Consider the following 21,132-nt stretch of genomic DNA (forward strand, 5'->3'; position numbering starts at 1 on the left):
CGCACCGACCGCCAAGACGGAGGCCTGCCGATGATCGACCTGTCCTGGATGGCCTGGACCTGGCCGACCGCCACCTTCTTCATCGCGATCTTCGCCATCATCGCCCTGATGGGCGTCTGGGAGAAGGTGTCGCCCGGTGGCAATCCCCGCGTCGGCATCCTGCGCTTCGAGACCACCCGCGGCGACCGGCTGTTCGTGTCGCTGCTCGGCTCGGCCTTCATCTGCCTCGGCTGGCTGTGGGGCGTCGACCTGCCGCTCTGGTACGCCCTCGGCCTCTGTGCCGTCTTCTTCGTTCTGGTTTTCCGGCTCGTCTGACGGGCCGGAACCGGGCCACACCGCGTCGTCGCCGGTCGACGCGGACATGCCCATCGCACGCACCGGCACACACTGGGAGGACATTCGACATGATGAAACGATATCTGATGGGAACGGCCGCCACTTTGGCGATCGCCCTGGCCGCAGGGCCGGCCATGGCCGACATGGAGGCGGCCAAGAAGTTCCTCGACGCCGAGATCGGCGACCTCTCCACCCTGTCCCGGGAGGAACAGGAACAGGAGATGCAGTGGTTCGTCGATGCCGCAGAGCCCTATCAGGGCATGGAGATCAAGGTCGTCTCCGAGACCATCACCACCCATGAGTACGAGTCCAAGGTGCTGGCTCCGGCCTTCACTGCCATCACCGGCATCAAGGTCAGCCACGACCTGATCGGCGAGGGCGACGTCGTCGAGAAGCTGCAGACGCAGATGCAGTCGGGCGAGAACATCTACGACGCCTACATCAACGATTCCGACCTGATCGGCACCCACTGGCGCTACCAGCAGGTCCGCAACCTGACCGACTGGATGGAAGGCGAAGGCAAGGAGGTCACCAATCCGGGCCTCGACCTCGATGACTATATCGGCACGTCCTTCACCACCGCGCCGGACGGCAAGCTCTACCAGCTTCCCGACCAGCAGTTCGCCAACCTCTACTGGTTCCGCTACGATTGGTTCAACGACGAGAAGAACAAGGCCGACTTCCAGGAGAAGTACGGCTACGAGCTCGGCGTGCCGGTCAACTGGTCGGCCTATGAGGACATCGCCGAATTCTTCACCGGTCGCGAGATCGACGGGAAGAAGGTCTATGGCCACATGGACTACGGCAAGAAGGACCCGTCGCTCGGCTGGCGCTTCACCGACGCCTGGCTGTCCATGGCCGGCAATGGCGACAAGGGCATCCCGAACGGCGTGCCGGTCGACGAATGGGGCATCCGCGTCAACGAGCAGAGCCAGCCGACCGGCTCCTGCGTCGCGCGCGGCGGCGACACCAACGGCCCGGCCTCGGTCTACGCCATCGAGAAGTATCTCGACTGGCTGAAGGCTTACGCCCCGCCGGAAGCCCAGGGCATGACCTTCTCCGAATCCGGTCCGGTCCCGGCCCAGGGCGCCATTGCCCAGCAGATCTTCTGGTACACCGCCTTCACCGCGGATGCGGTCAAGGAAGGCCTGCCGGTCGTCAACGAGGACGGCACGCCGAAATGGCGCATGGCCCCCTCGCCGCACGGCGTCTACTGGGTCGACGGCATGAAGCTCGGCTACCAGGACGTGGGCTCGTGGACCCTGATGAAGTCGACCCCGGTCGACCGCGCCCAGGCCGCCTGGCTCTACGCCCAGTTCGTCGGCTCCAAGACCGTCGACGTGAAGAAGGCTCATGAGGGTCTGACCTTCGTGCGCGAATCCACCATCCGCGACGAAAGCTTCACCGAGCGGGCACCCGAACTCGGCGGTCTCATCGAGTTCTACCGCTCGCCGGCCCGCAAGCAGTGGTCGCCGACCGGCACCAACGTGCCGGACTACCCGAAGCTGGCACAGCTCTGGTGGCAGGCGATCGGCGACGCGTCCTCGGGCGCCAAGTCGGCCCAGGAAGCGATGGACTCCCTCTGCGCCGAGCAGGAAAAGGTGATGGAGCGCATCGAGCGCGCCGGCATCCAGGGCGACATCGGTCCCAAGCTCAACGAAGAGCAGGACATGGAGTACTGGGTGGAGCAGGCCAAGGCCAACGGCACGCTGGCACCTCAGCCCAAGAAGGAAGACGAGAAGGAACAGCCGATCACCGTCAATTACGACGAGTTGGTGAAGAGCTGGGCCGACGCCAACGCGTCCAAGTGACCGTCTGACATCTGAGAAACGAAGGCCGGGGTCAGCCCCGGCCTTCTGCCATCGCGAACACCAGCATCCAGAAGGGGACGGCATGTCCGGATACGTTCTCGCCATCGACCAGGGCACGACGTCGACCCGTGCGATCGTCTTCGACGACAGCTTCCATATCCGCGGCCTCGGCCAGCAGGAATTCCCGCAGCATTTCCCCCATTCGGGCTGGGTCGAGCACGATCCCGAGGATATCTGGTCCTCGACGCTTGCCACCATCCGCACGGCGCTCGCCGACGCCTCGCTGTCGGCCTCCGACATCGCCACCATCGGCATCACCAACCAGCGCGAGACCACGCTGATCTGGGATCGCGACACCGGCAAGCCGATCCACAACGCCATCGTCTGGCAGGACCGCCGCACGGCCGAATTCTGCCGCAAGCTGGTCGCCGACGGCCACGAGCCGGAGGTCACCCGCAAGACCGGGCTTCTGATCGACCCCTATTTTGCCGGCACCAAGATCGCCTGGCTGCTCGACAATGTGGACGGTGCCCGCGCCCGGGCCGAAGCCGGCAGGCTCGCCTTCGGCACCGTCGACAGCTTTCTCCTGTGGCGGCTGACCGGTGGCCGGGTCCATGCCAGCGACGCCACCAATGCCTGCCGCACCATGCTCTTCGACATCGAGGCGCATGACTGGGACGACGACCTCTTGCGGCTCCTCAGAGTGCCGCGCTCGCTGCTGCCCGAGGTCAAGGATTGCGACGCCGCCTTCGGCACCACCGATCCGGGCCTCTTCGGCGCCGCCATCCCGATCTGCGGCATGGCCGGCGACCAGCATGCCGCGACCCTCGGCCAGGCCTGCTTCCAGCCGGGCATGCTGAAATCGACCTACGGCACCGGCTGCTTCGCGGTGCTCAACACCGGCGACACCAAAGTGCCCTCCTCCAACCGGCTCCTGACGACGATCGCCTATCGGCTGGCCGGCCGCACCACATTCGGCCTCGAGGGTTCGATCTTCGTGGCCGGCGCCGCGGTGCAATGGCTGCGCGACGGGCTCGGTCTCGTCGACCGCGCCGACCGCACCGGCCCGATGGCCGGGGCCGCCGACGACGCCCAGGAGGTCTACATGGTGCCGGCCTTCACCGGCCTCGGCGCGCCCTGGTGGGACGCGGAAGCGCGCGGCGCGATCTACGGCCTGACCCGCAAGACCGGCCCCAACGAGCTCGCCCGCGCCGCCCTCGAATCCGTCTGCTTCCAGACCGCCGACCTGCTGTCGGCCATGAAGAAGGACTGGACCGGCGCCTCCGATACCATCCTGCGCGTCGACGGCGGCATGGTCGCCTCCGACTGGACCATGCAGCGCCTCGCCGACATTCTCGATGCCCCGGTCGATCGTCCGGTCGTCCTGGAGACGACGGCCCTCGGCGCCGCATGGGTCGCGGGGCAGAAGGCGGGCGTGTGGCCCGACATGGCCGGCTTTGCCGAACGCTGGAACCTCGAACGCCGCTTCGAGCCGCGCATGGATGCCGTCACCCGCGGCCGCAAGCTCGCCGGCTGGGCCGACGCGGTGAAGCGGACGCTGAGCTGAGCCCGTTCAACGCGTCGCTGGACACGCGGATATCCCGATATTAAGTTAGGGATATCCTTGCGGATCGGAGCACGATCATGCCGCTCTATGTGAAAGACCCCGAAGTCGGCGAACTGGCCGAAAAGCTCGCCGCGCTGACGCAGACGACCAAGACCGAAGCCGTCCGGCGCGCGCTTCGCGATGCTCTCATCCATGCCCGCACCACCAGCGCGCCGGAAACAGGCGAGCCGTCCTATGTCGAGCGGGGACTACGCTTCTCCCGCGACATTCTGAACGATTTCCCCCCCGGCGCGCATCCGCAGCCGGTCACGAAGGAATGGATCGACAGCCTCTACGAGGACGGCTGATGTATGTCGATGCATCGGCCCTCGTCGCACTCATCCTGTCCGAGCCGGATGCGCCGGACATCCTTGCGCGGATGGAATCGGCGGAGCGGCTGTTCACCATTCCGACCGGACTGTGGGAAGCGGTGGTTTCCTGCGCCCGCCGAATGGACTGGGACCCAGAAACCGCGCGGTCTGCTGTCGCGAGATATCTCGACGGAATGCAGATCGCCGTCATGGATATGCCCGCAGCAACTGCGGACCTCGCCATCGACGCCTATGCGCGCTACGGCAAGGGCCGGCATCCGGCGGCGCTGAATTTCGGCGATTGCTTCGCCTATGCCTGCGCCAAGCATTTCGACGTGCCGCTGCTCTACAAGGGCAACGACTTCGCCCGGACCGATATCGACGCCGCCTGACCGCCGGTCCGCCGCGCAGCTAAGCAATGGGATGCGCCTCACCCGTTGACCTTTGCCCCGCGATCCGGTCTGTCGTCAGCCGAAACGGCGCCGCATCCGGCTGCCACTCACAACATCCCGCAAGAGATTCGCCATGGCCACCAAGGACATCGTCTATATCGCCCTGTTCGCCGCCCTGATGGCGGTGCTGGGCGTGTTTCCGCCCCTGATGATCCCGGCGCTCGGCATTCCGATCACCGCCCAGTCCATGGGGCCGATGCTGATGGGCGGCATACTCGGCGCCAGGCGCGGCACCCTGTCGATGCTGCTGTTCCTCGCCCTCGTCGCCGTCGGCCTGCCGCTCCTGTCCGGCGGTCGCGGCGGCCTCGCGCCCTTCGTCGGCCCCTGGTCGGGCTTCATCTATGGCTGGCTCGCCGCAACCTTCGTCATCGGCTGGCTGACCGAGCGGTTCTGGAACCGCCTGTCTTTTCCGCTCGCCTTCGTCATTGCGGTCATCGGCGGCATCGGCATCATCTATCTGGTCGGCATTCCCTGGTATGCAGCGATGTCGGGCATGGGCCTCGTCGAAGCCTTCATCGGCTCGGCCGTCGCCTTCATCCCGGGCGACCTGATCAAGGCCGGCGTCGCCGCGGCGGTGATCATCGCCGTGCGCCGCGCCTATCCGCTGATCGCCCCCCGGGCCTCCGCCCGCTCGGCCTGACCGGCAACATGCGGACGGCCACCTCGTGATCGCCCTGACCGGCGTCGCCGCCGAACGCGGCGGCCGCCGCGTCCTGTCGGATCTGGACCTGACCCTCACCGAACGCCGGATCGCCATCGTCGGCGCCAACGGCTCCGGCAAGAGCACTTTCGCACGCCTGCTCAACGGCCTTGTCCTGCCCAGCGAAGGCAGCGTCACCGTCGACGGTCTCGACACGAGGTCGAGCGGCAAGGAGGTGCGCCGGCTGGTCGGCTTCGTCTTCCAGAACCCGGACAACCAGATCGTCTATCCGACCGTCGCCGAGGATATCGCCTTCGGGCTGAAAGGGCGCGGGCTGGACAAGCCGGCGATCGCCGCGCGGGTCGCCGCGACGCTCGACCGCTTCGGCCTGACCGGCATGGACGACCGCCTCGCCCATGAACTGTCCGGCGGCGAACGCCAGATGCTGGCGCTGGCCGGCGTCATGGCGATGGCGCCGCGCTGGCTGGTCATGGACGAGCCGACGACGCTGCTCGACCTGCGCAACACCCGCCGCGTCATGGACGCGGTCGCGGCGCTGGATCAGCATGTTGTCTTCGTCACTCACGATCTCGACCTGATCTCCGGCTTCGACCGGGTCCTGGTGTTCGAGGCCGGTCGCCTCGTCGCCGACGCGGCGCCGGCCGAGGCAGTGGCCGCCTACCGGGCCATCGCAGGATGATCGCCGGGCTTTACCGGCCCGGGACCAGTCCGGTCCACCGCGCCCGCGCCGGCACCAAGCTCGCGGCGCTGCTCGGCCTCGGCACGCTGCTCTTCGCCATTGCCGATCCCCGGCTCGCGGCCGCGGCCCTCGCCCTGACCATGGCCGCCCACGGCCTGGCGCGCATTCCGGCCCGCGTCGCCTTCGCCCAGATCCGCCCGGCCCTGTGGATCCTGGGCATTCTCTTCGCGGTCCAGCTCTGGCTGGTCGGGCTCGACGCCGCCCTGCTGCTGGTCCTGCGCTTCGCCACGCTGATCCTCGCCGCCTCGCTCGTCACCCTGACCACCCGCACCGCAGAGCTCGTCGCGGTCATCGAATGGGCGCTGTCGCCATTGGCGAGGCTGGGCGTTGACGTGGCCAAGGTCGGCCTCGCCATCTCGCTCGCCATCCGCTTCATCCCCGCCGTCGCCGCGATCGTCGAGGAGGTGCGCGAGGCCCAGCGCGCCCGCGGCCAGGACCGCGGCATGATCGCGCTGGCCGTGCCGGTGATCATCCGTCTCCTGAAGATGGCCGACGAGATCGCCGAGGCGATCGACGCCCGCTCCTGACGGGAGAAATTCCCGTTGTGCGATAGGGCGTGACGGGCCGCACCCGGACGCGCTAGATGAAGCCGGGCACGCGAAGGATCATGGGAGGATCGTTCATGCGATGGATTCGGGCGACGCTCTGCGCCGCACTGGCTCTGGCGCTGTGGACCGGTTTCGCGGCAGCCGCTGACGACGCGGCGCATGCGCCGGTTCGGATCGGCGTTCTGAAATACGGCACCGTCAACTGGGAACTCGACGCCATGAAGCGCGCCGGGCTCGACGCCGCCAACGGCGTCGATGTCGAGATCGTGCCCTTTGCCGGCGAGGACGCCTCGACCGTGGCGCTGCAGGCCGGCTCGGTCGACATGATCGTCTCCGACTGGCTGTGGGTGTCGCGCCAGCGGGCGACCGGCGCCGACTTCACCTTCGTCCCCTACTCCACCTCGGTCGGTTCGCTGATGGTGCCCGGCGACAGCCCCGTCGCCGACCTGCGCGACCTGACCGGCAGGACCATCGGCGTCGCCGGCGGACCGCTGGACAAGAACTGGCTGCTGATCCAGGCCCTCGCGAAAAAGGACCACGGCACCGATCTCGCGGCCGAGAACGACATCGCCTATGGCGCACCGCCGCTGCTGGCCGAAAAGGCCCGGACCGGCGAGCTCGATGCCGTCCTCAATTACTGGCACTACGCCGCCCGGCTGGAGGCGCAGGGCTTCCGCACGCTGATCTCCGGCACCGACGCGGCGATCGCCATGGGCACCGCCGGTCCGGTCGCGGCGATCGGCTGGGTGTTCAGCGAGGCCTTTGCGACGGACCATCCGAAGGCCGTCGAGGGCTTCGTTGCCGCCGACAAGGCGACCAAGCAGCTGCTGGCGACCTCCGACGACGCCTGGGACGCGCTCAAGCCGCTGATGAAGGCCGAGGACGACGCGACCTTCCGGATCCTGCGCGATCGCTACCGCGAGGGCATCCCCGGCCGCAGCGGTGCCGACGAGGCCGTCGATACCGCCAGGCTCTACGAGGTCTTAGCCGAGATCGGCGGGCCGAAGCTGGTCGGGCCGTCGGACACGCTCGTCGATGGCACCTACTGGACCGGCGACGGGAATGGCTTCTGACGCGACGGCCCGCGGTCGCGGCAGGCCCGCGGCCGGCATCGCGCCGGCGCTGGTGACGACGCTGTCGCTGCTCGGGCTTCTGGCCGTCTGGTGGATCGCGGCGGTCATCGCCGACAGCCGCGTCCTGCCGACGCCGCCCGCCGTGTTCGACGCCTTCTGGCGCGATGCCATTACCGGCGAGCTCTTCTACCATCTCGCTATGACGCTGATGCGCGTTGCCGCGGCCTTTGCCATCGCGATGATTATCGGCTCGGCCATCGGCGTCGGCCTCGGGATGGACGCCCGCGCCGACCGCTTCTTCGACCCGTGGCTGATCTTGTTCCTCAACATTCCGGCGCTGGTGGTGATCGTCCTCGCCTATATCTGGTTCGGGCTGAACGAGGCGGCGGCCGTCGGGGCGATTGCGATCAACAAGATCCCCAATGTCGTCGTCACCATGCGCGAGGGCGCCCGCTCGCTGGATCGCGGCCTTTCGGAGATGGCCTCGGTCTATCGCTTCGGGCGCTGGCGGACCCTGCGCGACGTCGTGCTGCCGCAGCTCCAGCCCTATTTCGCCGCGGCGTCCCGCTCCGGGATCGCGCTGATCTGGAAGATCGCCCTGGTCGTCGAGCTTCTCGGCCGTTCCAATGGCGTCGGCTTCCAGATCCATCTCTATTTCCAGCTCTTCGATGTCGCGGCGATCCTCGCCTACACCCTGGCCTTCGTCGCCATCATGCTCCTGATCGAGTTCCTGCTTGTCCAACCCCTCGAAGCCCATGCCACCCGCTGGCGCGCCCGGCCCGCTTGACGTCGCCATCCGCGACAAGGTGTTCACGACGATCGACGGCGTCCGGCTTGCCGCGATCGACAAGGTCGCCTTCACCGCACCGCCGGGCAGCTTCACGACGCTGATCGGCCCCTCCGGCTGCGGCAAGACCACGACGCTGCGGATCATCCTCGGGCTCGACCGCGACTATAAGGGCCATGTGCGCCTGCCCGCCGCCGACGGCCGCATCGCTGCGGTGTTCCAGGAACCGCGTCTCTTGCCCTGGCGCACGGTCGAACAGAATGTCCGCCTCGCTTTGCCCGAAGCGCTGAAGGGCGCCGATCTCGACGCCCTGTTCGAGACGCTGGGCCTTGCCGCCATGCGCGGCCGCTATCCCGGCGAACTCTCGCTGGGCCTTGCCCGCCGGGCTGCGCTGGCCCGCGCCTTCGCCATCGAACCGGCGCTGCTGCTGCTCGACGAGCCCTTCGTCTCGCTGGATGAGGCGACGGCCAACCGGCTGCGCGCTTTGCTCATGGAAGTGTGGTCGGCCCGCCCGACGACGGCGCTGATGGTCACCCACAATCTGCGCGAGGCGGTGGAGCTCTCCGACCGCATCATCTTCCTGACCGAGCGGCCGGCAAGGGTCCGGGGCATCCACGACATCGACACGCCGCGATCCGAGCGCGATACCGTCTGGCGCGACGCCGCGGTCCGGGCGATCGACGCCCGCTTCCCGGGCGTTCTCTAAGGCCGCAAAGGCCGCGCCCCCGCCTAGCTGCCGGGGACCGTCGCCCCCGCCGGAACGGCGACCAGCTCGAAGCGGATCGTCACGGCCTTGTCCAGATACTGCCCGGTCGGATCGTTGGCGACGCCGAGATCGAAGGCGGTCCGGTCAACGGTCGCGCTCCCGGCCACATGCGCCGGGCCGTCGCCGTCCTGTTCGAAGCGGAAGGGGACCGTCACCGGCAGGCTCTTTTCCTTGATCGTCAGCGTGCTGCCCGCTTCATAGCCGGTCTCCACCGCGCGGAAGTCGCTGAGTTCCAGCGTCACGGTCGGGTGCGTCTCGCTGGCAAAACCGTCCGTGCCCTGCACCTGCGGCGCGACGAAGCTGTTGTCGACGGCGATCGACGCCGCATCGATGGTGATGCTCGCCTCGGCCAGATCCAGCGCCTCCGGGGAAAAGCGCACATCCGCCTGCCACGTGCCGATGGTGCCGGTCAGCGTCTTGCCCGAAAATTGCGTCTCGAAGCCGAGCTGGCTTTGCGCCGGATCGACAATCCAGTCGCCGCCGGCAGGAGCGTCGGGCGCCGCCGTCGCGCGGTCGGCGCGCGTCGCCTCTGCCCCGAGGAGAGCGTCGGACTGGCCGGCCACAAGCCCACCCCCCAGCGTGGATAGCACCACCGCCAGCGCGATCGGGATTGCGATCAGCCGTGTCTGCGGCCGCGCCATGCCGTGATGCGGCAGCATGCGCGAGAAGGACGGAACCGCATCGACCAGCGAATGCTTCAGCGCGCCGGCCACATGCAGGACCAGAAGCCCGAGAAACGACAGCGCCAGCCATTTGTGGGCAAAGCCGAGCACATCCTCGAGCGCGGCGGCGTTAACGCCGGGGAGAAGCGCCGCCACCGGCAGATGCGGCCATTCGAGGCTGTCGCTGAGGAAGAGATAGGTCGGGATGCCGGCCGCCGCCGCTGAGACCAGCAGCCAGCCCGACAAGGGCACGATCAGCATCAGGGCGTAGAAGGCCAGATGGACCAGGCCGGAGGCCGTCCGCTCGGCGCGCGAGGTGGTCGGCGCCAGTGCCGGCGGCGGGTTCACCAAGCGCCAGGCGATCCGCGCCAGCGTCAGGCAGAGCACCAGGATGCCGATGGTCTTGTGCCATTGGAACAGCGCGAAGCGCAGCGCATCCGGCATGGCGTCGAGATGCACCATGGCGAGGCCGACGGCGAGCTGGAAAAGGATCGCCAGGGCGATCGTCCAGTGCAGCAGGATCGCGCCGCTGGTGTAGCGCGTATAGGCCGCGGACCAGCCTGCTGTCGGGGACACGCTCATCTGACGCTCCGTGGCGGAAATGGGGAAGGATCAAAGCAACCGGCGAACGGCCGCGCGACGGCCCGGCTCGCGGGCGGCGCCAGAACTTGGTGATCGCGCAGTCACGGGCGGCGGGACGCATGGAAGCGCCCCGCCTTCGGAAGATCAGGACTGGGGAACGAATTCCGCCTCGATCTCCAAGAGCACCTCGGCGGCGACCGGCCCGGCCAGCGCCTCGATGCCGTATTCGGTGCGGTCCACGGTCATCGCACCGGAAAAGCCGACGGCCGGCTTCTGCGACATCGGATGCGGGTTGAGGGCGGTGTTGAAGGTGACGTCCAGCGTCTCTTCACGGGTCTGGCCGTTCAGCGTCAGGTCGCCTGTCACCGTGCCGGTGTTCTCGCCGGTGAGCTCGATCGACTTGGACACGAAGGTGATCTCGGGGAACTTCGCCGCGTTCAGGAACATGTCGCTGGCGATCTCGGCGTCGAAATCCTTGTCGTCGGCCGGATAGTTCGTATCCACCGAAGCCGGGTCGATCGTCGCGGTCAGGCTCGACTGGGCCGGATCCTCGGAATTCAGCTCCAGCGTGGCCGAAATCGTCGAGAACCGGCCGATATAGGTCGACAGGCCGAAATGCTTCACCTTCCAAAGAACATTGGTGTGCAGCGGATCGGCGACATAGGTTCCGGCGGGCACGTCGATGCTCTGCGCATGAACGGAGCCGGCAAGGCACAGTGCGGCGACGGTGGTCAGCAAGAAACGCATGAAAACTCCTCTGGGACAGAAAGCCTCTGTGGCTGCCGGTACACTACGGATTTTCTGCACTGCAAAAAGACGCCACCGCCGAGACAGACTGTTCAGGGGCATTCCCCGGCGCAGCCGCGATCCGGGATCGCAGCAACGGGGCGCCCGGCGTTGCCCATGACCCCGCTTGGCGCTTGACCTCTTCGCGCCTGCGTCGGACTTTCGATCCCATGAACACGATTCGATCCGTCTGCGTCTATTGCGGCTCTTCCGCCGGCCGCGATCCCCGATATCTCGAGAGCGGCCGACGCCTTGGCGAGGCCATCGGCACCGCCGGCATGCGCCTTGTCTATGGCGGCGGCACGCGCGGCATCATGGGCGCGGTCGCCGAGGGCGTGATCGCGAAGGGCGGCGCCGTCACCGGCATCATCCCGCGCTTCCTCATCGACATGGAGGCGACCGAGAGCGAGCTGACCCGGCTGGACGAACTGATCGTCACCGAGGACATGCACGCCCGCAAGCACCAGATGTTCGAGCGCTCCGACGCCTTCGTGGCCCTGCCCGGCGGCATCGGCACGCTGGAGGAGCTGATCGAGATCCTCACCTGGAGCCAGCTCGGCCGTCATGCCAAGCCGGTCATCGTCGCCAATGTCGGCGGCTTCTGGGACCCGCTGTCCCGGCTGATGGACCACATGAGCGCCGAAGGCTTCCTCCATACGGCCCATCAGGTGCGCCCGATGGTGATCGACGACGTCGATGCCATCGTGCCGGAACTGGTCACGGCCCTCGCCGGCGACGATGCGCATCGCCGCGGCCGGGCGGAGATCGTCGAGAAGCTCTGACGCCGGCGGCACCCGCGGCCTGACTGCCTTCCAGCCCCATCGCACGACCATGCGCCCGCCCCCGGACTGCCGGCGGCGGGCGCCTTTGCTTGCGTCGCGGCGCCTGCGTCCTACATCGAACGCAAGGCGGCGCCCGGCCGCACCCCATTCCTCCCCGTCACACGACCCGAGAACGACAAGGACACGCCGCATGGCCGAGAAGCGCTCGACCCCGAAGATAGAGGTCCGTACCGCCGAGAAGAGCGACGTCACCGACATCATCGCCCTCTCCTCCAAGGTCTTCAAGGACGACGCGCCCTACACGCGCGGCATGATCCTCGGCCAGCTCTCGGCCTTTCCCGAGGGCCAGTTCGTCGTCGTCTACGAGGGCGAGATCGTCGGCTATGCCGCGACCATGATCCTGGCCGAGGAGAAGGCGCTCGGCCAGCACAGCTGGGGCGAGGTCACCGGCGGCGGCTATGCCGCCATGCACGACCGCAAGGGCGAGTGGCTCTACGGCACGGAGGTCTGCGTCGACCCCGATCGCCGGCGCCTGCGCATCGGCAAGCGGCTCTACGACGCCCGCCGGCGCCTGTGCCAGGATCTCGACCTCAAGGGCATCGCCTTCGGCGGCCGCATGCCGGGCTACCAGCGCCATGCCAAGAAGTTCGGCACCCCGGAAGCCTATCTGGAGGCGGTGAAGGCCAATGACGTCAAGGACCCGATCGTCTCGTTCCACCTGAATGCCGGCTTCGAGCCGCAGGGTCTCCTGAAGAACTACTATCCCGGCGACAAGGCGTCCGGCGGCTACGGCGTCCTGATGCTGTGGCGCAATCCCTATTACGATCCGGCCCGCGAGGAGCAGCCGGTCAATCGCGGCAATCCCGACATGGTGCGCATCGTCACCGTGCAGATGAAGGCGCGCAAGATCGCCCAGCCGCAGGATTTTTACGACGCGGTCGAATATTTCGTCGAGGTTGCGTCGGAATATGGCGGCGACTTCGTCGTCTTCCCTGAACTCTTCACCCTGATGCTGCTCTCCTGCGAGCCGGAGGAGCTGAAGCCCGATGCGGCCATCCAGCGGCTGACCGAACACACGCCCGACTTCGTCGAGCGGTTGAGCGAGATGTCGATCCGCCGCAACATCAACATCATCGGCGGCAGCCACGCCACCAAGACCGATGACGGCGACATCCAGAATGTCGGCTATGTGTTCCTGCGCGACGGCTCGGTGCACGAGCGCGAGAAGACCCATCCGACGCCCAACGAGCGCCAGTACTGGCAGATCAAGGGTGGCGACCCCACCGACACGATCGAGACCGACTGCGGCCCGATCGGCATCATGATCTGCTACGATTCCGAGTTCCCGGAAGTGGCGCGCCGCCTCACCGACCAGGGCGCCCGGATCCTGTTCGTGCCGTTCAACACCGACACCCGCCACGGCTATCTGCGGGTGCGCTATTGCTGCCAGGCCCGGGCGATCGAGAACCAGTGCTATGTCGTGACGTCCGGCATGACCGGCAATCTGTCGAATGTCGACAATCTCGACATCGAATACGCCCAGTCGGCGATCTTCACCCCTTGCGACTTCCCCTTCGCCCGCGACGGCATCGCCGCCGAGGCGTCGGAAAATGTCGAGATGGTCACCGTCGCCGATCTCAATCTCGCGACGCTCAACTGGGCCCGCTACGAGGGCTCGGTGCGCAATCTGCGCGACCGCCGGCTCGACCTCTACAAGGTGCGCTGGTCGGACGGCGGCTGAGCCGCCCGGCTCAGGCCGTCTGCGGGGTGAGTGCGGCGGCCCGCCGCCGCGCCCGCCCGTTGCGGAACAGCGCGACGGTGTAGAGCACCACCGCGCTCCAGATCAGGCAGAAGGCGACCAGCTGCCAGTTCGAGAACGGCTCGCCGAAGACGAAGACGGCGGTCAGGAACAGCAGCGTCGGCACCATGTATTGCAGGATGCCGATGGTCGAATAATGCAGGAGCCGCGCGCCGGCGGCGAACAGCATCAGCGGGATCGCCGTCAGCGGTCCGGCAAAGATCAGCATGCCGGCCACGTATCCGCCCGTCATCACGTGGTTGTCGCCCGGCAGGAAGGCCAGGAGCAGCACGCTCGGCACGGCCAGCAGCGCCACCTCCAGGAAGAAGCCCTCGGTCGAGCCGACCGGCACCATCTTGCGCAGCAGCCCGTAGGTGCCGAAGGAAAAGGCCAGGACAAGCGAAATCCACGGCAAGCCGCCCGCCTTGATCGTCAGGATCACCACCGCGATGCCGGCCAGGGCAATGGCCGTCGCCTGCAGGCGGTTCGGCCGCTCGCCCAGGATCACCGCGCCCAGAAGCACATTGACCAGCGGGTTGATGTAATAGCCGAGCGCCGCGTCCAGCGCCTGGCCGGAGGCGATGGCGTAGACATAGGTGCCCCAGTTGAACGAGATCAGCGAGGCCGTCAGCGCCGCCAGTGCCAGGGTCCGCCACTGGGTGAAATGCCGCCAGACGCCGCCGAGCAGCCCCTGCCACCACAGGACGAGCACCGCGAAGGGGATCGCCCAGATCACCCGATGCGCCACGATCTCCAGCGGCGAGACGTGGCTCAGGAGCTTCATGTAGATCGGGAGAACCAGACCCCAGATCGCGTAAGCGCCAAAGGCATAGAAGAAGCCCTTGTTCGCGCTGCCGGCGGCTTGCATGGATGTGCTCGATAATAAGGTTGAGTGACGGCTTCCTGTAACAGAGCCGCCCCCGTCCCGACACCCGCTTTCTGGTGATCGGACCGATCGCGAATCATGATCGACTTCGGCCGGCGGGGTCAGCCCTGCCGGCCGAAGTGGTCCGTTGCCCGGATCGGCCGGTCGAGAATGCCCGGCTCGTTGAAGGCGTGCCCCGCCCCCTCCACCAAGTGCAGATCCGCGTCCGGCCAGGCCTTGTGGAGTTCCCAGGCGATGCGGGCCGGACACGGCATGTCGTAGCGCCCGTGGATGATCTCGCCCGGAATCCCCCTCAGACGATGCGCATCGCGCAGAAGCTGCCCCTCCTCCAGCCAGCCGGCATGAACGAAGAAGTGGTGATTTTCGATCCGCGCGAAGGCGATGGCGAAATGCGGGTCGGAGAAGTCCGCCGTCAGCGCCGCCGAGGGCATGAGCGTGATGGTCTCGCCCTCCCAAAGGCTCCAGGCTTTTGCCGCCGCCAGTTGCTCGGCCGGATCGTCACCGACGAGCCGCCGGCGATAGGCCATCATCATGTCGCCCTGCTCGGCAGGCGGGATCGGCGCCAGAAATCGCTCCCATTTGTCCGGGAACATCTCCGAGACGCCGAACTGGTAGTACCAGGACAGCTCCGCCTTCGTCAGCGTGTAGATGCCGCGCAGCACCAGCGCGTCGACCCGTTCCGGATGGGTTTCGGCATAGGCGAGCGCCAGCGTCGAGCCCCAGGAGCCGCCGAAGACCAGCCAGGTCTCGGCCCCGACCATGGTGCGCAGCCGCTCGATGTCGGCGACCAGATGCCAGGTGGTGTTGGCCGCGAGCTCGGCATGGGGCGTCGAGCGACCGCAACCGCGCTGGTCGAAGAGGAGAACGTCGTAGACCGCCGGATCGAACAGGCGGCGATGGGCCGGCGAACAGCCGCCGCCCGTCCCGCCATGCAGGAACACCGCCGGCCTTCCGCCCGGCGTGCCGCAACGCTCCCAGTAGACCCGGTGTCCGTCGCCGACATCCAGCATGCCATGGGCGTAGGGCGTGATGTCCGGATAGAGGCCCTTGCGGCTGGTCGCATCGTTCATGGCCGTTCCTCTTCCTCGGCATCCGGGCGATCGGCATGCTGATACGACACGATCTCTGCCAGAAACGGATTGGCGGCGATATCGGCGTCGGTCGACCGCACGGGCAGATCGCTGAGCCGGGCCGTATAGGGCAATTGCGCCTCGACGCCGAACTGGATCGTCGGCGCGATGGCCGCCGGATCGTCGAAGGCGCCGATGGCCAGCGCCATGCCGTCCGGCGCCTCGTAGGTCAGCGGCGTCCCGCAGCTCTCGCAGAACCCGCGCATCACATGGTTCGACGAACGGAACCGCGCCGGCTCGCGCTTCGTCCATACGCAGCCGCCCTCCGGCACCGACACCAGCGGCGCGTAGAAATTGCCGAACGCCTTCTGGCACATGCGGCAATGGCAGATCGACGCCTGCCCCAGTGTCCCGGTGATGCGAAACCGCACCGCGCCGCACTGACATCCGCCCGAATGACCCATCCGCCCTGTCCTCGTCGCCCCGTCCGGCGCCCGAACGCGCCGCCACGAGGATAGACCCGCACCCGCGCGTCTCCAACAGCCAAGCACCAAGTGTGGCCCGCCCCGAATTGCAACCCATGGAAGAAAACAGGCTTGCCCTCTTAGGTTGCATATGCGATGTTACTTAACGTAATAATTGCAGCGCAAGGGAGGTGGAACGGCATGTCCGACATATCGACCCTCCTCGACACGCTGGGCCCCTGCGACCCGACCCTGCGCATCGGCGTGGTGGACGGCACGCCCGACCTTGCCATCCCCGCCCTCGCCGATGCGCGGCTCGATCTCGAGCCCACGATGCGCATTGCCGAGGCGCACGGCCCGGACGCCCATGGCACCGAGATCTGCAGCGTGCTGTTCGACCGCGAGGGCGGTCTGGCCCGCGGCTGCAGCGGTCTCATCCTGCCGGTGTTCTTCCCCGATCCGCGCCCTGCCTACATGGCGCCGCGCGCCACCCAGACCGACATCGCGCGCGGGATCTACATGGCGGTCGAGCGCGGTGTCGCGATCGTCAACATCAGTGCCGGCCAGCTGTCCTCGACGCCTGAGGCCTCGCGCCATCTGGAGGACGCGCTGGATCTGTGCGAGCGCAAGGGCATCCTCGTCGTCGCCGCCACCGGCAATGACGGCTGCGCCTGCCTGCATGTCCCGGCCGCCGTTGCCAGCGTTCTGGCGGTCGGCGCGATGGACGCGGCGGGTCGGCCGCTGCAGAGCTCAAATTTCGGCGCGAGCTACGGCGCCAACGGCATCCTGGCGCCCGGCGCGGGCCTGACCGTCTCCAGCCTGCGCGGCGAACGCGTCCAGCGCAGCGGCTCGAGCTTCGCCACTGCGGTGGTCACCGCGGTCGCCGCACGGCTGCTGTCGGCCGCCCGGCGCGCCGGCAGGTCTTTCGGCCCGCTCGACATCCGCCGGATCCTCATCGAGACCGCCCGCCCCTGCGACCCGCAGGCCGATGGCGAGTGTGCGCGCGTTCTCGCCGGACGGCTCGACGTTCGGGCGGCGATCGAACGCCTTCGTCAGACACTGGAGCCGGAGCTGGAGGGGGCGGTTTTCCTCCCGCGATCCGGGAACGACCAAGCTGGGAGAGAGCCAATGATCAGGGAAACCCTATCCGTCAGCCCGTCCGCGGCGACCATGTCCCCGCCCGGGCGATCCGGCATCGCCGGCGCCGTCCTTCAGTCCGATTGCGGCTGTGGCTGCGGCGGCAAGAAGCAGGCGGCGCAGCAGGAACTGGCCGCCGGCGCGATGGCCGACGCGGACGAGTTCGACGAGGACATGCTGACCGCGGGCGACGATGGCGCGGATGACGACGACGGCGACGATGATGTGGACGTCGCGGGCGCCATGCAGTCGGCCCGGCCGGTCCGCCGACGGCGCGGCGCGCTGGCAGAGGCCCGCGAGGTCCGGCAGTCCAGCGTGACGCAGCAGGGCTGCGGTTGCGGCGGCGCGGCCAAGGAGCCGCAGAAGGTCTATGCCATCGGCTCGGTCTGGTTCGATTTCGGCAACGAGCCGCGATACGACGCCATCGTCCAGCGCATGGGCGATCCCGTCGCCGCCAACACGCCGGCGGCCCTGATCGACAGGCTGAAGAACGATCTGTCCTTTGCCACCGGCATCACCTTCATCCTGATGCAGGAACAGATCCCGATCTACGCGATCACGCCGGCCGGCCCCTTCGCCCAGGAGGTCTATGCCGACCTGCTCGACGCCATGCAGACCAGCCTCGACAACACCGGCGACCTGCAGCGCGTCGCGATCCCGGGCTTCGTCCACGGTTCGACGCGGCTGATGAACGGCCAGATCCTGCCGGTGATCTATCCCGACCCGCGCGGCATGAGCAAATGGAAGCCGATGGAACTGGTCAACGCCGCCAAGGCCGCGATCGGCGAGGAGAGCGTCAGCGACGACGCGATCTTCAACTTCCTCGTGCGCACCTATGACGAGCTGCGCAATCTGGGCATCAGCCCCGAGGACCGGGCGATCAACTTCGCCGCCACCAACGCCTATCAGGGCGCCAGCGTCTTTGCCGACGGCATGAATCGCGGGCTCGAGCTCTACAGCATCACCGTCGCGCGCAGTCCGATCTGCCGACCGGATTCCGATTGCTGGGATGTGCAGGTGACGATGTTCGACGCCGAGAACGAGCGGCGCGCCGCCCGCGTCTACCGCTTCACGGTGGATGTCAGCGAGGTCCTGCCCGTCACCGTCGGCGCCGGCCGCAACTGGAGCGTCCCGCTCAGCGCGTTGACGTGAATCCGGGGCCCGAGCCCCGGTGAGTTCGCCATCTAGAATCTGTCAGCCCGCCGGGTGTGACAGCGCACCGCCCGATGCGCAGCGCATCGAGGCACTTTCGAAGGAGAAGATGATGATGAGATCCCCGACACAGGCTGCTCCGGTCGACCGCACACCCGGCGGCCGCTCTGCAGGAACCGCGGCGGCCAGCCAGTCTGCCTGCTGCGTCCGTGTTCTGGGCAAATGCGTTCTGGAACTGCCCATCTGCCCCTGAAGCGATGATCGGGAGGACGACACCATGAGATTGCCCATGGAAGCGTCTCCCGTCATGGGCGGCCAGCCTCTCTTCATGCGAAGCGAGGGTGTTCGGCAGTCGGGTTGCAATGTCCTCGACTGGGTCGTCTGCGGCGCCACGGTCGCCGCCTGCGCCCCAGCCTGCGTGGCTGGCCCGGCCACATGCGCGCTGTGCATGGGCGCGGCGCACGATCGCTGCAAGAACTGCCTCTGAAAGCAGGCGCCGGGGCGGTTGGCTCCGTCGCTCAAGCCGGGCCCGGAACGCATCCCGATACGCGCTCGAGAGACATCTGCAACGCGTGTTTCAGATGCGTTTCCCCGGCAAGGAGTCACGAGCGGTCCAGGCTGGAGCCCGCAACCAGCCTCGAGACGATCGAACGAGCAAGGTCACGAGACCTCTGCATTCCCCGATTGCGGCAACGAAAGGAGAAGTCATCATGAGATCCCCCATGCAAGCGGCTCCGGTCATGCGCGGAGCGACCCTCGTCACGGATTCGGGCGGCGTCGGCCAGTCGTTCAGCTGGCGATGCCTGCTGAAGTGTGGCGTCAAGCTCGCCCGCTGCGCCCCGCAGTGCATTCCGAACCCGCTGAGTTCCGGCTGCATCAGCTGTCTCGGCTCGTCCTACAACACCTGCAAGAATTGCTTCTGACGACACCGGCGATCGCCGGCCCATCCGACCGGGCCGGCGGTCGCCCCGCAACGCACGATCCGCGTTGCACAAACGGACCCCACGGTCCGAGACTCGCCGCGTGCTTCGCCTCTTGCGAGCGCGCCCCCGCATGATCCCCTTCGACAGGGAGGCTCAGACGATGGACATGCCCCGTCAGGCGAAGCCCCAGCCTCGCAATTTCATGCAGGAACTCGTCGGCCGGCAATGGGCGCCGACGGCCGAGGACCGCAGCGTGCCCGAAGCGCTGCGCCTGGAGGAGACCACCAGGCCGAAGCGCCGTCGCAAGAAGGCGGACGGCGCGTGCCTGCGCCAGCTCATGACCTTTTCGGTCGGCTGAGGCACACCGCCCCCGCCGGCAGGGTCACAATTCCCTTGCGAAGCGCTCCGTCGCCTTCAGGAGTTCGTTCAGGATGCCCGGCTCGGCGAAGGCGTGGCCGGCGCCCTCGACCATGCGATAATCCGCCCGCACCCAGGCCTGGGCCAGCTGCCAGGAGGTGATCGCCGGCGTGACGACATCGTAGCGCCCCTGCACGATGACCCCCGGAATGTCGGCGAGCCGGCCGGCGTCGCGGATCAGCTGCCCCTCCTCCAGCCACAGATCATGGTAGAAATAATGGTTCTCCAGCCGGGCGAAGGCGATCGTCGCGTCCGAGACATGGCCGCCGGACGCCGGCTCGCCACCCGGCGCGGTCCGCAGCATGACCGTCGCCGATTCCCAGCCGGTCCAGGCCCGCGCTGCCTCGGCCCGCACCGCCCGGTCAGGGTCGGTCAGGCGCTTGCGATAGGCCGCGATGATGTCGTCCTGCTCATTCGCCGGGATCGGCCCCAGCAGGTTTTCCCAGCGGTCGGGAAACAGCCGGTTGGCGCCGCCGTCATAGAACCAGTCGAGCTCGGCCCGCCGGCCGGAAAAGATGCCGCGCAGGATCAGCCCCGAGACCCTTTCCGGATAGGTCTCGGCATAGGTGAGCGCCAGCGTCGCCCCCCAGGAGCCGCCGAACATCAGCCAGCGCTCGACGCCGATCAGCTCGCGCAGCCGCTCCAGATCGGCGACCAGATGCCAGGTGGTGTTGCCCTCCAGCTCGCCGAGCGGGGTCGAGCGACCGCAACCGCGCTGGTCGAACAGCAGGATGCGGTAGCGTTCCGGATCGAACAGCCGCCGGTGCTGGGGCGACGCCCCGCTGCCGGGCCCGCCATGCAGGAACACCACCGGGATGCCGCGCGGATTGCCGCACAATTCGTAATACAGCTCGTGCCCGTCGCCGACGGCAAGGCGACCGGTCTCATAGGGCTCGATGGCGGGATAGGGCTTGCGCGTTGGTTCACTCATTCCCTGCCTTGTAGGGCAGACAACCCCGCTTGGCATCGGGACGCACCGATGAATTCTCGACGAGCGATGGTGAAGCGCCGACTGCCGAGCTGGCTGCGACATCCCCCTGCCGTTACGTCATGCCGGGCGGCTCCGCGACACCCAACCGCCACCGCCGGCTCGCCAACCCCGTCAGCTCAGCAACCCCGCCCTCGCCAAAAAAGGGCGCCCGACCTTCCAGCCGCGTCATCCTCGGGCTCCGACCCGAGGACCCATGCCAAATCGTTCCCACCGCCGCCACGGCAACGGGCGCCCCTCCCCGGTCGCCGCAAGATGCGCGATGCCGAGGAATGGGTCCTCGGGTCAAGCCCGAGCAACTGTGTGAGTATGCGTCAAGGGGTGGCTGGGCGCGGCTGATATTCTCCGGTTCGGATTGCCACGTTGAGCGTGACGAGGAGCTTGCGGGCGATGGC

At 67.6% G+C, this 21,132-nt stretch carries 23 protein-coding genes; 16 read left to right on the top strand and 7 right to left on the bottom strand.

Annotated features, from left to right (window positions below):
- Positions 1-30 precede the first annotated feature (30 nt).
- The 11 genes from H9Q09_RS13980 (at position 31) to H9Q09_RS14030 (ending at position 9,030) form a co-directional block, all read left to right on the top strand.
- Positions 31-315 (top strand): DUF2160 family membrane protein, encoded by a 285-nt coding sequence (locus H9Q09_RS13980; RefSeq protein WP_040325451.1) that lies wholly within the window; start codon positions 31-33, stop codon positions 313-315.
- Between the two features lie 92 nt (positions 316-407).
- Entirely contained in the window at positions 408-2,147 is a 1,740-nt protein-coding gene (locus H9Q09_RS13985; protein WP_187391561.1) for an ABC transporter substrate-binding protein, read from the top strand.
- A gap of 82 nt (positions 2,148-2,229) precedes the next feature.
- The gene (gene glpK, locus H9Q09_RS13990) at positions 2,230-3,714 is read left to right on the top strand and encodes a glycerol kinase GlpK (RefSeq protein WP_187391535.1); all 1,485 of its coding nucleotides are present in this window, start codon (positions 2,230-2,232) and stop codon (positions 3,712-3,714) included.
- A gap of 77 nt (positions 3,715-3,791) precedes the next feature.
- Entirely contained in the window at positions 3,792-4,061 is a 270-nt protein-coding gene (locus H9Q09_RS13995; RefSeq protein WP_187391536.1) for a type II toxin-antitoxin system VapB family antitoxin, read from the top strand.
- Positions 4,061-4,456, top strand: coding sequence for a type II toxin-antitoxin system VapC family toxin (locus H9Q09_RS14000; protein WP_187391537.1), 396 nt, complete (start codon positions 4,061-4,063; stop codon positions 4,454-4,456). The genes H9Q09_RS13995 and H9Q09_RS14000 overlap by 1 nt, the downstream gene beginning before the upstream one ends.
- 133 nt (positions 4,457-4,589) lie before the next feature.
- Positions 4,590-5,156, top strand: coding sequence for a biotin transporter BioY (locus tag H9Q09_RS14005; protein ID WP_187391538.1), 567 nt, complete (start codon positions 4,590-4,592; stop codon positions 5,154-5,156).
- Between the two features lie 25 nt (positions 5,157-5,181).
- Positions 5,182-5,856, top strand: a complete 675-nt coding sequence (locus tag H9Q09_RS14010) for an ABC transporter ATP-binding protein (RefSeq protein WP_187391539.1) — start codon at positions 5,182-5,184, stop codon at positions 5,854-5,856.
- Positions 5,853-6,443, top strand: coding sequence for an energy-coupling factor transporter transmembrane protein EcfT (locus tag H9Q09_RS14015; protein ID WP_187391540.1), 591 nt, complete (start codon positions 5,853-5,855; stop codon positions 6,441-6,443). The genes H9Q09_RS14010 and H9Q09_RS14015 overlap by 4 nt, the downstream gene beginning before the upstream one ends.
- A gap of 95 nt (positions 6,444-6,538) precedes the next feature.
- Entirely contained in the window at positions 6,539-7,537 is a 999-nt protein-coding gene (locus H9Q09_RS14020) for an ABC transporter substrate-binding protein (protein ID WP_246716147.1), read from the top strand.
- Positions 7,527-8,324: an ABC transporter permease gene (locus H9Q09_RS14025; RefSeq protein ID WP_246716148.1), complete on the top strand. Its 798-nt coding sequence runs from the start codon at positions 7,527-7,529 to the stop codon at positions 8,322-8,324. The genes H9Q09_RS14020 and H9Q09_RS14025 overlap by 11 nt, the downstream gene beginning before the upstream one ends.
- Positions 8,293-9,030: an ATP-binding cassette domain-containing protein gene (locus H9Q09_RS14030; protein WP_187391542.1), complete on the top strand. Its 738-nt coding sequence runs from the start codon at positions 8,293-8,295 to the stop codon at positions 9,028-9,030. Before H9Q09_RS14025 ends, H9Q09_RS14030 begins: the two co-directional genes overlap by 32 nt.
- 23 nt (positions 9,031-9,053) lie before the next feature.
- On the opposite strand, the gene H9Q09_RS14035 is transcribed toward H9Q09_RS14030, so the two are convergent.
- Together H9Q09_RS14035 and H9Q09_RS14040 are read right to left on the bottom strand one after the other, a co-directional pair.
- Positions 9,054-10,334 carry a cytochrome b/b6 domain-containing protein gene (locus H9Q09_RS14035; protein WP_187391543.1) on the bottom strand — a complete coding sequence of 427 codons (1,281 nt, stop codon included), beginning with the start codon at positions 10,332-10,334 and terminating at the stop codon, positions 9,054-9,056.
- A 144-nt stretch (positions 10,335-10,478) separates the two neighbouring features.
- The gene (locus H9Q09_RS14040) at positions 10,479-11,081 is read right to left on the bottom strand and encodes a YceI family protein (protein WP_187391544.1); all 603 of its coding nucleotides are present in this window, start codon (positions 11,079-11,081) and stop codon (positions 10,479-10,481) included.
- Positions 11,082-11,290: 209 nt separating this feature from the next.
- Here H9Q09_RS14040 and H9Q09_RS14045 point away from each other — a divergent pair, with 209 nt between their 5' ends.
- Complete coding sequence (locus H9Q09_RS14045) at positions 11,291-11,902, top strand: TIGR00730 family Rossman fold protein (protein WP_187391545.1); 612 nt, start codon at positions 11,291-11,293, stop codon at positions 11,900-11,902.
- Between the two features lie 190 nt (positions 11,903-12,092).
- Positions 12,093-13,643 carry a GNAT family N-acetyltransferase gene (locus H9Q09_RS14050; protein ID WP_187391546.1) on the top strand — a complete coding sequence of 517 codons (1,551 nt, stop codon included), beginning with the start codon at positions 12,093-12,095 and terminating at the stop codon, positions 13,641-13,643.
- A 10-nt stretch (positions 13,644-13,653) separates the two neighbouring features.
- Here the strand turns inward: H9Q09_RS14050 and rarD are convergent, their stop codons facing one another.
- The 3 genes from rarD to H9Q09_RS14065 all read right to left on the bottom strand — a co-directional run bounded on the left by rarD (position 13,654) and on the right by H9Q09_RS14065 (position 16,120).
- Positions 13,654-14,568 (bottom strand): EamA family transporter RarD, encoded by a 915-nt coding sequence (gene rarD, locus H9Q09_RS14055; RefSeq protein WP_187391547.1) that lies wholly within the window; start codon positions 14,566-14,568, stop codon positions 13,654-13,656.
- Positions 14,569-14,687: 119 nt separating this feature from the next.
- Positions 14,688-15,656: a prolyl aminopeptidase gene (pip, locus tag H9Q09_RS14060; protein ID WP_187391548.1), complete on the bottom strand. Its 969-nt coding sequence runs from the start codon at positions 15,654-15,656 to the stop codon at positions 14,688-14,690.
- On the bottom strand, positions 15,653-16,120 hold the full coding sequence (locus H9Q09_RS14065; protein WP_187391549.1) for a GFA family protein: 468 nt from the start codon (positions 16,118-16,120) through the stop codon (positions 15,653-15,655). Before H9Q09_RS14065 ends, pip (H9Q09_RS14060) begins: the two co-directional genes overlap by 4 nt.
- A gap of 201 nt (positions 16,121-16,321) precedes the next feature.
- On the opposite strand from H9Q09_RS14065, the gene H9Q09_RS14070 reads away from it, so the two are divergent.
- Positions 16,322-18,409 carry a PatA/PatG family cyanobactin maturation protease gene (locus H9Q09_RS14070; RefSeq protein ID WP_187391550.1) on the top strand — a complete coding sequence of 696 codons (2,088 nt, stop codon included), beginning with the start codon at positions 16,322-16,324 and terminating at the stop codon, positions 18,407-18,409.
- 42 nt (positions 18,410-18,451) lie between these two features.
- Here H9Q09_RS14070 and H9Q09_RS14075 read toward each other — a convergent pair whose 3' ends face one another.
- Positions 18,452-18,700 carry a hypothetical protein gene (locus H9Q09_RS14075; protein ID WP_187391551.1) on the bottom strand — a complete coding sequence of 83 codons (249 nt, stop codon included), beginning with the start codon at positions 18,698-18,700 and terminating at the stop codon, positions 18,452-18,454.
- Between the two features lie 419 nt (positions 18,701-19,119).
- Between H9Q09_RS14075 and H9Q09_RS14080 the strand changes: the two genes are divergently transcribed.
- Positions 19,120-19,332 (top strand): hypothetical protein, encoded by a 213-nt coding sequence (locus H9Q09_RS14080; RefSeq protein WP_187391552.1) that lies wholly within the window; start codon positions 19,120-19,122, stop codon positions 19,330-19,332.
- A 160-nt stretch (positions 19,333-19,492) separates the two neighbouring features.
- Complete coding sequence (locus H9Q09_RS14085) at positions 19,493-19,690, top strand: hypothetical protein (RefSeq protein ID WP_060576971.1); 198 nt, start codon at positions 19,493-19,495, stop codon at positions 19,688-19,690.
- A 24-nt stretch (positions 19,691-19,714) separates the two neighbouring features.
- Here the strand turns inward: H9Q09_RS14085 and pip (H9Q09_RS14090) are convergent, their stop codons facing one another.
- Positions 19,715-20,680: a prolyl aminopeptidase gene (gene pip, locus H9Q09_RS14090; RefSeq protein WP_210315360.1), complete on the bottom strand. Its 966-nt coding sequence runs from the start codon at positions 20,678-20,680 to the stop codon at positions 19,715-19,717.
- Positions 20,681-21,132 lie beyond the last annotated feature (452 nt).

Source organism: Aurantimonas sp. DM33-3 (assembly GCF_014334315.1).
GTDB lineage: Bacteria > Pseudomonadota > Alphaproteobacteria > Rhizobiales > Rhizobiaceae > Aurantimonas > Aurantimonas coralicida.